Source organism: Zestomonas ipomoeae, from assembly GCF_057128665.1.
Genome location: NZ_JBSKHQ010000008.1, coordinates 50,306 through 64,414 on the forward strand (window position 1 = coordinate 50,306; position 14,109 = coordinate 64,414).

Genomic DNA, 14,109 nt, shown 5'->3' on the forward strand with positions numbered 1-14,109 from the left:
TTCTGATGAACGACAAGGCGTTTGCCCAGGCCGATCCGGAATGGCTGGCACTTATCGGTGCAGCCCGGGAGTGGTTTGCCGGCTCGCTCGGCCAGCAATTGCTGGCCGAGGAACGGATCATGCTGGAGGATGAACTGGGCAGCCACTTCGGCGGCTACCTGGTGCACTACGGATTGCCGACCGAGTTGCCGCCCGGCATCGGCCAGATACAGCGCGGGGTCTGCCTGGGTGCGCCGATCGCGGGAGTGGAAGTCGTCTGCGACGAGCAGGCCTGGCCGCTTGGCGAACACGCCGCGGACGTCGTGCTGCTGCAGCACGGCCTGGACTTCTGCCTTTCCCCGCACCGCCTGTTGCGTGAAGCGGCACGCAGTGTCCGTCCCGGCGGGCATCTGATCATTGTCGGAATCAACCCGCTGAGCAGTTGGGGACTCAGGCATTATTTCGCCCGCGATGTGCTGCGTCGGGCACGTTGCATCTCGCCGCGCCGGGTCGGCGACTGGCTGAACCTGCTCGGTTTCGCGCTGGAGAAACGCCGCTACGGATGCTATCGTCCGCCGCTTGCTTCCAGCGCCTGGCAGGCCCGCCTGGCGCGCATGGAAGCCTGGGGCGGTGCCTTCCAGCCACCGGGGGCGGGTTTCTATCTGCTGGTGGCGCGCAAGCTGGTGGTAGGCCTGCGTCCACTGCGCCAGACCCGTCGCGAGCCGGTCGGCAAGCTGGTGCCGATGCCCCTGGCCAAGGTCAGTAGAAGTAGACACGAGCATTGAATTGAATGGCTGATCAGGTCGAGATTTACACCGATGGCGCCTGCAAGGGCAATCCCGGTCCCGGTGGGTGGGGGGCCTTGCTGGTGTGCAAGGGCGTCGAACGCGAACTCTGGGGTGGCGAGGCCGAGACCACCAACAACCGCATGGAGCTGACCGCGGCGATCCGCGCCCTGGCGGAACTCAAGCGTCCTTGCGACGTGCAGCTGGTCACCGACTCCGAGTACGTCATGCGTGGCATCCAGGAATGGATGCCCAACTGGAAGAAGCGTGGCTGGAAGACCGCCGCCCGGCAGCCGGTGAAGAATGCCGATCTATGGATGGCCCTGGACGAGCAGGTGCAGCGTCATCAGGTGAAATGGCAGTGGGTGCGCGGGCATACCGGGCATCCCGGCAACGAGCGCGCCGACCTTCTGGCCAATCGCGGCGTGGTCGCGGCCAAACGTACCCCCGTATAGATACACAGGATTAGCATGCGCAGCGTCGTACTGGATACTGAAACCACCGGCATGCCGGTGACCGACGGTCACCGGATTATCGAAATCGGTTGTGTGGAGCTGATGGGGCGGCGCCTGACCGGGCGCCATTACCACGTGTACCTGCAGCCGGATCGGGAGGTCGACGAGGGCGCCATCGCGGTCCACGGCATCACCAACGAGTTCCTGCTCGACAAGCCGCGTTTCAAGGATGTCGCTGATGAATTCTTCGAGTTCATCAAGGGCGCCCAGTTGGTCATTCACAACGCGGCGTTCGACGTTGGCTTCATCAATAACGAATTCGCCTTGCTTGGCCAGCAGGATCGCTCCGATATCGTCGAGCACTGCAGTGTGCTCGACACCCTGCTGATGGCCCGTGAGCGCCATCCGGGCCAGCGCAACAACCTCGATGCACTGTGTAAGCGCTATGGCGTGGACAACTCCGGTCGCGACCTGCACGGCGCCTTGCTCGATGCCGAGATCCTCGCCGACGTCTATCTGGCGATGACCGGCGGGCAAACGCACCTGTCGTTGGCTGGAGAAGCGGGCGAGGGCGACAGCGGCGGCCGGGCACAGCCGAGTCCGATTCGTCGCCTGGCAGCCGATAGGCCGCGCACCCGCCTGGTCCGGGCGAGCGAGGCCGAGGTGGCGGCCCATGTCGCGCGCCTGGCCGCCATCGAGAAGGCCGCTGGCGGCGCATCGCTGTGGACGCAGTTGGAATCGCCCGTCGAAGCGGAAGCCTGAAGCCGTCTTTGCGACCTTTTCTTACAGCTTGCGGCACTGGGGGTTCCGCCCGTTCGGGCGAGACTCTACCCTGAGCGGATAGGTGGACCGGGGGTCCACCGCCTTCAGGACGCCACAATGTATAAAGATCTCAACTTCCCCGTCCTTATCGTTCACCGCGACATCAAGGCCGACACCGTGGCCGGCGATCGCGTGCGGGCCATTGCCGAAGAGTTGGCCAAGGACGGTTTCAGCATCCTTTCCACTGCCAGTTCTGCCGAAGGGCGCATCGTCGCTTCGACCCATCATGGTCTTGCCTGCATCCTGGTTGCTGCGGAGGGGGCGGGGGAAAACCGCCATTTGCTCCAGGACATGGTCGAGCTGATTCGCGTCGCCCGTGCGCGTGCGCCACAACTACCGATCTTCGCCCTCGGCGAGCAGGTGACCATCGAAAACGCGCCGGCCGAGGCCATGGCCGACCTCAATCAGTTGCGCGGCATCCTCTACCTGTTCGAAGATACCGTGCCGTTCCTTGCCCGGCAGGTTGCCCGGGCCGCGCGCAATTACCTCGACGGCTTGCTGCCGCCATTCTTCAAGGCCCTGGTGCAGCACACCGCGCAATCCAACTATTCCTGGCACACCCCCGGCCATGGCGGCGGCGTGGCTTATCGCAAGAGCCCGGTTGGGCAGGCTTTCCACCAGTTCTTCGGCGAAAACACCTTGCGCTCCGATCTCTCGGTCTCGGTGCCGGAGCTGGGATCGCTGCTCGATCACACCGGCCCGCTGGCCGAAGCCGAAGGCCGCGCCGCGCGCAATTTTGGCGCTGACCACACCTTCTTCGTGATCAATGGCACCTCGACGGCCAACAAGATCGTCTGGCACTCGATGGTCGGCCGCGATGACCTCGTGCTGGTCGATCGCAACTGCCACAAATCGATCCTGCATTCGATCATCATGACCGGGGCCATCCCGCTGTATCTCTCCCCCGAGCGCAACGAACTGGGCATCATCGGGCCGATCCCGCTGTCGGAGTTCTCCCGCGAGTCGATCCAGGCGAAGATCGATGCGAGCCCGCTGGCCAGGGGCAGGGCGCCCAAGGTCAAGCTCGCGGTGGTGACCAACTCCACCTATGACGGCCTCTGCTACAACGCGGAGCTGATCAAGCAGGCCCTGGGCGACAGCGTCGAGGTCCTGCACTTCGACGAGGCCTGGTATGCCTATGCGGCGTTCCATGAGTTCTACGAGGGGCGCTATGGCATGGGGACCAGTCGCGACGACAACGGCGCACTGGTGTTTTCCACCCATTCCACCCACAAGCTGCTGGCGGCCTTCAGCCAGGCCTCGATGATCCACGTGCAGGACGGCGGCGCTCGCCAGCTGGATCGGCACCGCTTCAACGAAGCCTTCATGATGCATATTTCCACATCGCCCCAGTACGGCATCCTGGCTTCGCTGGATGTGGCTTCCGCGATGATGGAGGGGCCCGCCGGGCGTTCGTTGATCCAGGAAACCTTCGATGAAGCCCTGAGCTTCCGCCGCGCCCTGGCCAATCTGCGGCAAAACCTGGCGGCGGACGACTGGTGGTTCGGCATCTGGCAGCCACCGCAGGCAGAAGGCGCGGACAGCGTCGCCACCGGCGACTGGTTGCTGCAGCCGCAGGCCGACTGGCATGGTTTCGGCGACGTGGCCGAGGACTACGTGCTGCTCGATCCGATCAAGGTGACCCTGACCATGCCGGGCCTGACGGCCGGCGGCAAGCTGGATGAGCGGGGCATTCCCGCCGCGGTGGTCAGCAAGTTCCTCTGGGAGCGTGGGTTGGTGGTGGAGAAGACCGGCCTGTACTCCTTCCTGGTGCTGTTTTCCATGGGCATCACCAAGGGCAAGTGGAGTACGCTGCTGACCGAATTGCTGGAGTTCAAGCGCCACTACGACGCCAACCTGCCGTTGACCGAGGCGCTGCCTTCCATTGCCCAGGCCGGCGGGGCGCGCTATGCGGGCATGGGCTTGCGCGACCTGTGCGACGAGCTGCATGGCTGCTACCGCGACAACGCCACGGCCAAGTCGATGAAGCGCATGTACACCGTGCTGCCGGAAGTCGCGATCAAGCCGGCCGACGCCTACGACAAGCTGGTGCGCGGCGAGGTCGAGGCCGTGCCCGTCGATCAGCTGCAGGGTCGCATCGCTGCGGTGATGCTGGTGCCGTATCCGCCGGGTATCCCGTTGATCATGCCGGGAGAGCGCTTCACCGAGGCGACCCGGTCGATCATCGACTATCTGGAGTTCGCCAATACCTTCGACCATGGCTTCCCTGGCTTCGACTCGGACGTGCACGGGCTGCAATACCAGGACGGCCCCGAGGGGCGGGTATATACCGTCGACTGCATCAAGTAGCTCGGCTGAGGCGGTCGTCGGGGCGCTTCTGTCGTATGCTAATGACATTTCGCCAGCCGCGTCTCGACATCGCCGCGTGGTAGAGCGCGGCGGCCTTATCGAACGAATACGGCTTGTCGGCTAGACTCCAGGCAGATCAAACGGTTAACGCTGCATATAAAAGTTGTACTGAAGTACAGCCCCGTGCCTTGCGTCACAATGGGTAGGTTCGACTTTTATGCCGTGCTTGTTATAGTTGACCGGTTATATAACTATAATCTTCGCGCCTATGCGCATCTGCTATCGAGGACGACTGCCGTGTCCGACTACAAAGCCTTTCGTGTCGAGTTGGCAGACAAGATCGCCCACGTGACGATCAATCGCCCGGAAAAGGTCAACGCCATGAACGCTGACTTCTGGTGCGAGATCATCGACATCTTCGCCTGGATCGATACCACCGATGAGGCGCGGGTCGTTGTACTGTCGGGCGCAGGCAAGCACTTCTCTTCAGGCATAGACCTGATGCTGCTGGCCCAGGCCGGTAGCCAGATGGGCAAGGACGTCGGCCGTAATGCCGACGCCTTGCGCCGCAAGATTCTTGAGTTGCAGGCTTCCTTCAACGCCGTTGATCGCTGCCGCAAGCCGGTGCTGGCGGCCATCCAGGGCTACTGCCTGGGTGGAGCCATCGACCTGGTCGCTGCCTGCGACATGCGCTATGCCACCCAGGATGCGCAGTTCTCCATCAAGGAGATCGACATGGGCATGGCGGCGGACGTCGGTACCTTGCAGCGCCTGCCGCGCATCATCGGCGACGGCATGATGCGCGAGCTGGCATTCACCGGGCGCACCATCGACGGCGAGGAAGCGCAACGCATCGGTCTGGTCAACCGCACCTACGCCGACCAGCAGGCGCTGCTCGACGGCGTCATGGGTATCGCCCGCGAGATTGCCGCCAAGTCGCCGATCGCCATACGTGGCACCAAGGAAATGATTCGCTATATGCGCGACCATCGCGTCGACGATGGTCTGGAGTACGTCGCCACCTGGAACGCGGCCATGCTGCAGTCGGCCGACCTGCGGGTTGCCATGGCGGCGCATATGAGCAAGCAGAAGCCGGAATTCGCCGACTGATGCAGGTCTTAAAACTAATGGATAACAGGCCCTAACTATGGCTACCGGAGCCACGTCTCTCAATCTGGTACGCGATGAGCTGTTCGCCACCATGGAGGAGGCCGAACAGAGCCTTGAGCAGTTCATCGCCGAGCGCAACAATGGCAGTCTGCTGCAGCAAGCAGTGGAAAACCTGCAACAGGTGCGCGGCACGCTCAACCTGATCGAACTGGCGGGCGCCGAATTGCTCGCTCAGGAAGTCTTGCAGCAGGCCACCGACATTCCTGCCGGCGCCGGGGAAGAGCGCGACGGGCAACTGGCTGCGCTGAGCAATGCGCTCTATGTGCTGCGCCGTTATCTGGAGAACGTCGACAACCATCGGCAGGAAATGCCCGAGTTGTTGCTTCCGGCCATCAACGACCTGCGCCAGGCCGGCGGCCAACCGCCATTGCCGGAGAGCTTCTTCTTCAGCGTGCGTCTCGACCAGGCGCGCCCGCGCACGGCCGCGCCGACGCTGGATGCTGCGGCGCGTGCCAGCGAAGCCCGGCGTCTGCGGCACATGTACCAGGTCGGCCTGCTGGGCTTCATTCGCGAGCAGAACCCCCATGCCAGCTTGAAGCTGATGGGGCGCGCACTCAGCCGCATGGATGGCCTGTTCGCCAACGATCCCCGCGGTCGCCTGTGCTGGATCGGCGCTGCAGCCGTCGAGGCGCAGGCGGATGGCCAACTGCTGTCCCGCAAGTCACGCAAGCAGCTGTTTTCGCGCATCGATCGCGAATTGAAGCAACTGATCAGCAACCCCCAATACGAAGCACCGCGCAGCTTGCTGAAGGAGCTGCTGTATCTGATCGCGCTGGCCGACAGCAACGGACCTCTGGCGACGCAGCTGCGCCAGGTATTCGGCCTCAACTCCATGCCGTTCACCGACCACCTGCTGGAAGAGGAATACCAGCGCCTGGCAGGTCCGGGACAGGCGGTGATGCGTTCGCTGTCCTCGGCGATCCGCGAGGAGCTGGCCAGTGTCAAGGACTCCCTCGACCTGATCGAGCGAGGCAATGTTCAGGCAGAGAGCCTGAGCGGTTTGCATGCCTTGCTCGGCAAGCTGTCGAAAACCCTGGGCATGGTAGGCCTGACCTCGGCGGGTAACGCGCTGCAGGCACAACTGCCGGTCATCGCCGGTTGGAGCGAGAGCCTACAAGTGGAGCCGCCAGCGCTGCACAGGCTGGCTGAGGCCGTGCTCTACGTGGAAAGCATGGTGGCCAGTCTGGAGCGCGACGGCGGACGCGAGAGCCGCCCGGCTGCCGCACAGCCTGGTCAGGAGGCGGAATCTTTCGCCAATCACCAGCTGACCGAGGCACGCATCGTGGTAATCGGCGAGGCGCAGGCGGGGCTGGCATTGGCCAAGCGCGCCATCACCGCCTACCTGGAATCCAATGGCGAGAAACTGCACCTGGCCAACGTACCGATCAGCCTGCAAGCGGTTCGCGGTGGGCTCTGGTTCCTCGGTCAGGAGCGGGCGGCGCTGCTGGTCGGCTCTTGCGCCGAATATATCGAGAAGCAAATGCTGGAAACCCAGCAGATGCCTTCCGAGCAGATGCTGGAAACCCTCGCCGATGCGCTGACCAGTCTGGAGTACTACTTGGAAGGCGGTGCGGTGCTGCGTCCGGAAACCCAGCCGAGCGTGCTCGATCTGGCCGCCGAGAGCGTGCGCGCCCTCGGTTTGCCGGTCGCTGCGTGATGCGCTGGCAGCCCGGTCCGAGCGATATCGCGCAGCCCGGTGGCTGGGTGTTGGCGCACTGCCGCCAGCAGTTCCTCGCCGACAGCAATGGCGTGCTCTTTCCGCGCGAATGGCTGAAGCGACAGGAGTTGCCGATCCTTGCCGAGCATGGGCTCGGCAGGTTCGATGGCGAGGCGGTCTACCTGCTCGAGCTGGAATATCCCGCCGAGGTACCGGGTGCGGCCTGGCAGGGGTTGCGGCAGTTCCTTCTGCAAGCGGATGCCGATACGTTCAAGATGCTTGGCTATGCCACTCAGATTGGTACCTGGGCCAGGCATCATCGCTTCTGTGGTAGTTGCGGTGGCGCCATGCAACTGTTGCCCGGCGAGCGGGCCATGCATTGCCCTCGTTGCGAGGTGCCGCACTATCCGCGCCTGTCGCCAAGCATGATCGTGCTGGTGACCCGGGGCGACGAAATCCTGTTGGCCCGTTCGCCACGCTTTGTCAGCGGCGTCTACAGCACCTTGGCCGGATTCGTCGAGCCGGGCGAGTCGGTGGAGGAGTGTGTTGCGCGGGAAGTACGTGAAGAGGTCAGTGTCGAAGTGCGCAACCTGCAATACATCGGCAGCCAGGGCTGGCCGTTCCCGCATTCGCTGATGCTTGGCTTTCACGCCGAATACGCGGGCGGAGACATCGTTCCGCAACCCGGTGAAATCGAGGATGCGCGATGGTTCTCCCTCGATGCCTTGCCGCCGTTGCCGGCACAGCGTTCCATCGCGCGCTACCTGATTGACCTCTATCTGGCTCGCCGCCTAGGCCATGCCGAACCAGTGCTGCCAAGCTAGGCGCGCGGTCAGGGTCAACACCACCAGGATAAATACCGGACGAATGAACTTGGCGCCGCCGCTGATGGCCGTGCGTGCGCCGAGGAACGCACCGGCCATCAATGCCAGCCCCATGCCGATACCGAGCAGCCAGGCCACATTGCCCGAGACGCTGAATACTGCCAGGGCCGCCGCGTTGCTGACGAAGTTCATGGTGCGTGCCACGCCGCTGGCCCGGACCAGGTCGAGCGGGTAGAGCAGCAGGCTGCTCACCGTCCAGAAGGCTCCGGTGCCGGGGCCTGCCACGCCGTCGTAGAAACCCAGCCCCAACCCCTGGGGCCATTGCCGGCCCTGCGCGACAGGCGCGTCGGCCAATAGCGGTGCCTCTGGTGTCTTGCCGAACAGCAGATAGAGGCCGCAGCCGAATACCACCGCTGGCAGCATTCGATTCAGCCACTCCGCTGGTAGCCACTGGGCCAATACGGCACCGAGCAGGGCGCCTATGCCGGTGGCCAGCAGTGCGTTTCGCCACTGCCGGGGATGGAACAGCTTGCGCTTGTAGAAGGTGTAGCTGGCGGTTGCCGAGCCGAAGGTGGCGCACAGCTTGTTGGTACCCAGCACCAGGTGCGGCGGTAAACCGGCGGTCAGGAGTGCGGGGATGGTCAGCAGGCCGCCGCCGCCGGCGATGGCGTCGATGAATCCGGCGAGAAAGGCCACCAGGGCAAGAATGAGCAGAACCGAGGGATCGACACCGAACTCTAGGGGAAAGGGCATGAAAAAAGACGACCTGTGTCCAATTGTGCAGCGCCACGACTGGCCGGCTGCGAGGCTGCTGAGCATAATGCCGGCATTTTTACGCATAAGGAATTGAGTTCATGCAGTATGACGGTCTGGCCTGGTTCATAGCGCTGCTGGCTCTGCTGGTGGCGCTGGTCGCGGCCCGTATCCTCTTGGGGCGCAACTGGCTGCTCGGTTGGTTGCGCGGCACACTGGGCCTGGCTTTCCTGGCGGTTGCCGGGCTCGGTGGGCTGGTTGCCTACGACCTGGCCAGCTACAAGCCATTGCCTGCGGCCGAACCGCTGGTGACCCTGAGTTTCCGCGCCGATGGTCCGCAGCGCTATAGCGTCAGCCTGACGGAAAAGGGCCGGGAGCGTACCGAGATTCTCGAAGGCGACCTGTGGCAACTGGACGTACGAATGCTGCAGTGGAAGGGGTTGGCCGCGCTGATCGGGCTGGAGCCGGGATATCGTCTGGAGCGGCTCTCGGGGCGCTTCCTGGCCATCGAACAGCAAGAGCTGGCCCAGCACACCCAGGTGAGCCTGGCTGAGAGCAAATACGGCGTCGACTTGTGGCGCTGGCTGCGGCTGAGCCAGCGTGACTTGTTCCTGTTCGATCCCCAGGCGCAACGCGTGACCTACCTGCCCACCGCCGATGGCGCGACCTATGCCGTCAGCCTGTCGCCCACCGGCCTGCTGGCGCAGCCGATGAATGCGGCGGCGACCAAGGCGCTGGAGGAATGGCAATAGCGCCTCTGTCGGAAACGAAAAAGGGAGCCAGCGGGCTCCCTTTCTCATGGGGTATGGCTACTCAGGAAAGGTAGCCACCGTCCACATTCAGCGACACGCCTGTGGTGTAGCTGGAGGCATCGCTGGCCAGGTACAACACGGCACCGGCCATCTCGCTCGGGTCGGCCACGCGCTTGAGCGGGATATGCTGCAGCGCGCTGTTGAGGATGGCGTCGTTCTTCACCAGGGCCGAGGCGAACTTGGTATCGGTCAGGCCGGGCAGCAGGGCGTTGCAGCGAATGCCGAACTGCGCGCATTCCTTGGCGAAGACCTTGGTCATGTTGATGACCGCAGCCTTGGTCACCGAGTAGATGCCTTGGAACATGCCCGGCGAGACGCCGTTGATCGAAGCGACATTGATGATGCTGCCGCCGCCGTGCTCGCGCATCAGCTTGCCGGCCTCGATGGACATGAAGAAGTAGCCGCGGATGTTCACGTCGACGGTCTTCTGGAAGGCAGACAGGTCGGTGTCCAGCACGTTGCCGAATTGCGGGTTGGTGGCGGCGTTGTTGACCAGGATGTCCAGGCGGCCGAATTGCTCGCGAATCTGCGCGAAGACCTGCTGGATCTGCTCCATCTCGCCGATATGGCAGGCAATCGCGGTGGCCTTGCCTCCAGCGGCGGTGATCGCGTCGGCGACGCCTTGGCAGCCATCGATCTTGCGGCTGGAGACGATGACATGGGCGCCTTGCTGGGCGAGCAGCTTGGCGATGGCTTCGCCGATGCCGCGGCTGGCGCCGGAAACGAAGGCGATCTTGCCGTCGAGGTCGAACAGGGTGGTTTTGGACATGGGAAATCCCCTTGTGATGAGCCGGTTTACAGCCGAGATTTGTCGATGACCTGCAGGGACATCATCTCCAGCAGCTTGTTCATCTGAACGAACTGGGCGAAGCGCTTGTCCTGGGTCTGGCCGTGGAAATAGCGGTAGTAGATCTGCTGCACGATGCCGGCCAGGCGGAACAGGCCGTAGGTGTAGTAGAAGTCGAAGTTGGCGATCTCGATGCCGGCGCGTTCGGCGTAGTAGTCGACGAACTCCTGGCGGGTCAGCATGCCCGGCGCGTTGCTCGGCTGGCGGCGCATCAGCTGTACCGGTGGCGGATCGTTGGCTTCGATCCAGTAGGCCAGGGTATTGCCCAGGTCCATCAGCGGGTCGCCGATGGTGGTCAGTTCCCAGTCCAGCACGCCGATGATTTCCATCGGGTTGTCGGGATTGAGGATGACGTTGTCGAAGCGATAGTCGTTGTGCACGATGCTGGGCTTGGTATGGTCGGCCGGCATCTTGTCCTTGAGCCAGGCTTTCACCGGCTCCCAGTTCGGCGCGTCGGGGGTCAGGGCTTTCTCGTAGCGATCGCTCCAGCCGCCGATCTGGCGCTGCACGTAGCCTTCCGGCTTGCCCAGGTCGGCCAGGCCGCAGGCCTGGTAGTCAACGTTGTGCAGGTCGACGAACTTGTCGATGAAGCTCTTGCACAGGGCGCGGGTGCTGGCTTCGTCCAGATTCAACTCGGCCGGCAGGTCGGCGCGCAGGATGATGCCATTGACCCGCTCCATGACGTAGAACTCGGCGCCGATCACTGACTCGTCCGTGCAGTGCATATAGGCCTTCGGACAGTAGGGAAAGCCGGCGTTGAGCTGGTTAAGGATGCGGAATTCGCGCCCCATGTCGTGGGCCGACTTGGCCTTGTGGCCGAACGGTGGGCGGCGCAGGACGAACTCCTGGCCGGGATACTGCAACAGATAGGTCAGGTTCGAGGCGCCGCCGGGAAACTGGCTGATGCGCGGGGTGCCTTCGAGGCCGGGGATATGGGCCTTGAGGTAGCGGTCGATGGTCTCGGCGTCGAGTTCCTCGCCTTCGCGGATGCGAATGGTCTGATCGGTAAGCGCCATGTTTATCCCTTCTGTTTATGATGGGGGCCCTAGACTATTGGCTAATCTAATGTGGCTGCCGGGTAGCCACAAGCATTGACAGCCGTTATAGGCTAGCGTGTTGCCTCATGATCAGGCTGCCTGATTCGGCTCGTGGCGTGATCCCGCGGCGGCCTGGTGATAGCTGTTTGCAGGCGGGACGAAGCCGGCGAACGCCTGCGCAGCACCGGGCTTCGGGCCTCATGCAGCAGGCTGCCAGTTGCTCCGGCCGGGCATAAAAAAACCGGAGCCCTGGGGCTCCGGTTTTCAGACAGGTTGGCATGTCGCCACGGCTTAGGCCGGGAACAGTTCGCCCAGCTTCATGGCCAGCATCATGTCGCCTTCAGCGCGCAGCTTGCCGCCCATGAAGGCCTGCATGCCGTCGGTCTCGCCGCTCATGATGCCCATCATGGTGTCGCTGCTCATGATCAGGGTGACGTTCGGGTTGGCCGCGTCGCCCTGCTGGATGTCGCAGGTGCCGTCCTTCACGGCCACGTAGTAGTTCTCGCCATCTTCGATGTTGAACTGGAACACCAGGTCCAGACCAGCTGCGGCGCTGGGGTTGAACTTGGCTTGCATGGTTTTGATGATTTCAGCAGCGGTGGTCATGGGTTTCTTCCTTTATTTTCAGAGTTTCTTACGGCTTGGACGCCGCAATGAGCCGGTTCTCAGCGATAGGTGATGAGTTCCGGGGCCTTCATCAGTTCCAGATGCACATGACTGTTGAAGGAAGCCAGGGCCACCTCGCGGCCGCGGAATTTAAGCAGGCTGAGCGAGGTGTTGACGATTTGCCAGTTGAGTTCGAATGCGCGTATGGCCGGCACCCCGATGATCAGCTGGAGTAGCGCGGTGATGGTGCCGCCAGAGGTGAAGATGGCGATGCGGTCTTTCTTGCCGGCCTGCGCAAGGACTCGCTGCAGGCCGCCTTCGACCCGTTCGCGAAAACTCTGCCAGCTTTCCAGGTCGTCCTTTTCGTGCTCGCCCGAAACCCAGCGGCCGATGATGAGGGAGAACAGGCGCTGAAATTCGGCACGATGGTCGGCGGCGTTGCGCAGGATATGCAGGGCCTCGGGTTCCAGTTTCAGCAGGTCAGGCAGGTGGGCTCGGATGACTTCGTCGGCCTCGAACTCGTTGAAGGCGGCGTCGATCTCGATATCCGGGGCATGCAGGCCGGCCTCGCGCAACTTGGCCAGGGTAGCCTGCCCGGTGTCTTGCTGGCGGCGCAGGTCGCCACTCAGGCAGCGGTCGAAGGCGATACCGAGATGGCCGAGATGCTGGCCCAATACTTCGGCCTGGCGAATTCCGAGCGGCGATAGCACATCGTAGTCGTCGGCGCCGAACGAGGCCTGGCCATGTCGAATCAGGTAGATGCTGCCCACGTTCGCTGTAACCCAGGGACGGTGAAAGTCAGGCGAGGGTATGAGCACAGGCGGTGAGCTGTCAACGAAAAAACATACGCTTGTTTGAATTCATAACTGCGATTGATCGGCTCGTCTGCCGCAGCTGGACTGCAAGCGGTCTCTGTCCATCCTCACCGTGCCAGATGGGTTCGCTGGCCCGCGAAGGGGGGCGTCGGTATGCTTGTCCGACATGGACGCCAGAGGTTGGCGTAGTTGAAGCGAAGGAGGGGATGGCGTGGAGTTTTTTGTCGAGTACGCAAGTTTTCTGGCCAAGACGGTCACCCTGCTGGTGGCCGTATTGGTGGTGCTGGCGGCGATCGTCGCGGCACGCAGCAAGGGGCGCGGCAAGGCCAGCGGCCATCTGGACGTGCACAAGCTCAATGACTTCTATAAGGAACTGCATGAGCGCCTGGAGCAGTCGGTGTTGGACAAGGACAGCCTGAAGGCCCAGCGCAAGGCCGAGGCGAAGGCGGCGAAGCAGGCGAAGAAGGCCGGGGAGAAGAAGCCCCGGGTTTTCGTGCTGGATTTCGACGGCGATATCAAGGCGTCGGCCAACGAGCACCTGCGTCATGAGGTCACCGCGCTGCTGGGCATGGCCAACCCTGAAGACGAGGTGGTCCTGCGCCTGGAAAGCGGCGGCGGCATGGTGCACAGCTACGGCCTGGCCTCGTCGCAACTGGCGCGTATCCGCCAGGCCGGTATTCCGTTGACCGTTTGCGTCGACAAGGTGGCCGCCAGTGGTGGCTACATGATGGCCTGCATCGGCGAGAAGATTCTCAGTGCGCCCTTTGCCATCCTCGGTTCTATCGGCGTGGTGGCGCAATTGCCCAATGTGCATCGGTTGTTGAAGAAGCACAGCATCGACTTCGAGGTGCTGACCGCTGGCGAGTACAAGCGCACCCTGACCGTGTTCGGCGAGAACACCGAGAAGGGCCGGGAAAAATTCCAGGAAGACCTGGAAACCACTCATCAGTTGTTCAAGGACTTCGTCGCCGGCTACCGTCCTCAACTGAACATGGAGGAGATCGCCACCGGGGAAGTCTGGCTGGGTGTCACCGCGCTCGAGAAGAAGCTGGTCGATGAACTGAAAACCAGCGATGAATACCTGGCCGAGCGGGCAAAGGGCGCCGAGCTGTTCCACCTGCGGTACGCCGAGAAGAAGAGCCTGCAAGAGCGCTTCGGCGTTGCGGCCAGCCTGGCGCTGGACCGTGTGCTGCTGACCTGGTGGGATCGTCTGAATCAGCAACGTTTCTGGCAGTAG

14 protein-coding genes are annotated in these 14,109 nt (G+C 63.1%); 9 read left to right on the forward strand and 5 right to left on the reverse strand.

The window, feature by feature from the left end:
- The first annotated feature begins 5 nt into the window (after positions 1 to 5).
- The 7 genes from ACWKV7_RS11055 to nudC all read left to right on the forward strand — a co-directional run bounded on the left by ACWKV7_RS11055 (position 6) and on the right by nudC (position 8,002).
- Entirely contained in the window at positions 6 to 764 is a 759-nt protein-coding gene (locus tag ACWKV7_RS11055) for a class I SAM-dependent methyltransferase (RefSeq protein ID WP_483857716.1), read from the forward strand.
- A gap of 5 nt (positions 765 to 769) precedes the next feature.
- Positions 770 to 1,219: a ribonuclease HI gene (gene rnhA, locus ACWKV7_RS11060; protein ID WP_483857717.1), complete on the forward strand. Its 450-nt coding sequence runs from the start codon at positions 770 to 772 to the stop codon at positions 1,217 to 1,219.
- A gap of 15 nt (positions 1,220 to 1,234) precedes the next feature.
- The gene (gene dnaQ / locus ACWKV7_RS11065) at positions 1,235 to 1,981 is read left to right on the forward strand and encodes a DNA polymerase III subunit epsilon (protein WP_483857718.1); all 747 of its coding nucleotides are present in this window, start codon (positions 1,235 to 1,237) and stop codon (positions 1,979 to 1,981) included.
- Between the two features lie 117 nt (positions 1,982 to 2,098).
- Positions 2,099 to 4,351 (forward strand): Orn/Lys/Arg family decarboxylase, encoded by a 2,253-nt coding sequence (locus tag ACWKV7_RS11070; RefSeq protein ID WP_483857719.1) that lies wholly within the window; start codon positions 2,099 to 2,101, stop codon positions 4,349 to 4,351.
- A gap of 297 nt (positions 4,352 to 4,648) precedes the next feature.
- Complete coding sequence (locus tag ACWKV7_RS11075) at positions 4,649 to 5,461, forward strand: crotonase/enoyl-CoA hydratase family protein (RefSeq protein ID WP_483857720.1); 813 nt, start codon at positions 4,649 to 4,651, stop codon at positions 5,459 to 5,461.
- 37 nt (positions 5,462 to 5,498) lie between these two features.
- Positions 5,499 to 7,178 carry a FimL-related protein gene (locus ACWKV7_RS11080; protein WP_483857721.1) on the forward strand — a complete coding sequence of 560 codons (1,680 nt, stop codon included), beginning with the start codon at positions 5,499 to 5,501 and terminating at the stop codon, positions 7,176 to 7,178.
- Positions 7,178 to 8,002 carry an NAD(+) diphosphatase gene (gene nudC / locus ACWKV7_RS11085; protein ID WP_483857722.1) on the forward strand — a complete coding sequence of 275 codons (825 nt, stop codon included), beginning with the start codon at positions 7,178 to 7,180 and terminating at the stop codon, positions 8,000 to 8,002. Before ACWKV7_RS11080 ends, nudC begins: the two co-directional genes overlap by 1 nt.
- Here the strand turns inward: nudC and ACWKV7_RS11090 are convergent.
- Complete coding sequence (locus ACWKV7_RS11090) at positions 7,970 to 8,755, reverse strand: TSUP family transporter (RefSeq protein ID WP_483857723.1); 786 nt, start codon at positions 8,753 to 8,755, stop codon at positions 7,970 to 7,972. The genes nudC and ACWKV7_RS11090 overlap by 33 nt on opposite strands.
- Before the next feature lie 101 nt (positions 8,756 to 8,856).
- On the opposite strand from ACWKV7_RS11090, the gene ACWKV7_RS11095 reads away from it, so the two are divergent.
- Complete coding sequence (locus ACWKV7_RS11095) at positions 8,857 to 9,507, forward strand: hypothetical protein (protein WP_483857724.1); 651 nt, start codon at positions 8,857 to 8,859, stop codon at positions 9,505 to 9,507.
- Between the two features lie 61 nt (positions 9,508 to 9,568).
- Here the strand turns inward: ACWKV7_RS11095 and ACWKV7_RS11100 are convergent, their stop codons facing one another.
- The 4 genes from ACWKV7_RS11100 to ACWKV7_RS11115 form a co-directional block, all read right to left on the reverse strand.
- Positions 9,569 to 10,336 carry an SDR family oxidoreductase gene (locus ACWKV7_RS11100; RefSeq protein WP_483857725.1) on the reverse strand — a complete coding sequence of 256 codons (768 nt, stop codon included), beginning with the start codon at positions 10,334 to 10,336 and terminating at the stop codon, positions 9,569 to 9,571.
- 26 nt (positions 10,337 to 10,362) lie between these two features.
- Positions 10,363 to 11,430: a phosphotransferase family protein gene (locus tag ACWKV7_RS11105; protein WP_483857726.1), complete on the reverse strand. Its 1,068-nt coding sequence runs from the start codon at positions 11,428 to 11,430 to the stop codon at positions 10,363 to 10,365.
- Positions 11,431 to 11,742: 312 nt separating this feature from the next.
- Positions 11,743 to 12,057 (reverse strand): SCP2 sterol-binding domain-containing protein, encoded by a 315-nt coding sequence (locus tag ACWKV7_RS11110; RefSeq protein WP_483857727.1) that lies wholly within the window; start codon positions 12,055 to 12,057, stop codon positions 11,743 to 11,745.
- 59 nt (positions 12,058 to 12,116) lie between these two features.
- A complete protein-coding gene (locus ACWKV7_RS11115) occupies positions 12,117 to 12,827 on the reverse strand; it encodes a histidine phosphatase family protein (protein WP_483857728.1) in 711 nt (236 codons plus the stop codon).
- A gap of 256 nt (positions 12,828 to 13,083) precedes the next feature.
- On the opposite strand from ACWKV7_RS11115, the gene sohB reads away from it, so the two are divergent.
- Positions 13,084 to 14,109, forward strand: a complete 1,026-nt coding sequence (gene sohB, locus ACWKV7_RS11120; protein WP_483857729.1) for a protease SohB — start codon at positions 13,084 to 13,086, stop codon at positions 14,107 to 14,109.

Coding starts and splice junctions, on each gene's coding strand:
- ACWKV7_RS11055 (WP_483857716.1), top strand. CDS start 6: ATGAACGACAAGGCGTTTGCCCAGGCCGATCCGGAATGGCTGGCACTT.
- rnhA (WP_483857717.1), top strand. CDS start 770: ATGGCTGATCAGGTCGAGATTTACACCGATGGCGCCTGCAAGGGCAAT.
- dnaQ (WP_483857718.1), top strand. CDS start 1,235: ATGCGCAGCGTCGTACTGGATACTGAAACCACCGGCATGCCGGTGACC.
- ACWKV7_RS11070 (WP_483857719.1), top strand. CDS start 2,099: ATGTATAAAGATCTCAACTTCCCCGTCCTTATCGTTCACCGCGACATC.
- ACWKV7_RS11080 (WP_483857721.1), top strand. CDS start 5,499: ATGGCTACCGGAGCCACGTCTCTCAATCTGGTACGCGATGAGCTGTTC.
- nudC (WP_483857722.1), top strand. CDS start 7,178: ATGCGCTGGCAGCCCGGTCCGAGCGATATCGCGCAGCCCGGTGGCTGG.
- ACWKV7_RS11090 (WP_483857723.1), bottom strand. CDS start 8,755: ATGCCCTTTCCCCTAGAGTTCGGTGTCGATCCCTCGGTTCTGCTCATT.
- ACWKV7_RS11095 (WP_483857724.1), top strand. CDS start 8,857: ATGCAGTATGACGGTCTGGCCTGGTTCATAGCGCTGCTGGCTCTGCTG.
- ACWKV7_RS11100 (WP_483857725.1), bottom strand. CDS start 10,336: ATGTCCAAAACCACCCTGTTCGACCTCGACGGCAAGATCGCCTTCGTT.
- ACWKV7_RS11105 (WP_483857726.1), bottom strand. CDS start 11,430: ATGGCGCTTACCGATCAGACCATTCGCATCCGCGAAGGCGAGGAACTC.
- ACWKV7_RS11110 (WP_483857727.1), bottom strand. CDS start 12,057: ATGACCACCGCTGCTGAAATCATCAAAACCATGCAAGCCAAGTTCAAC.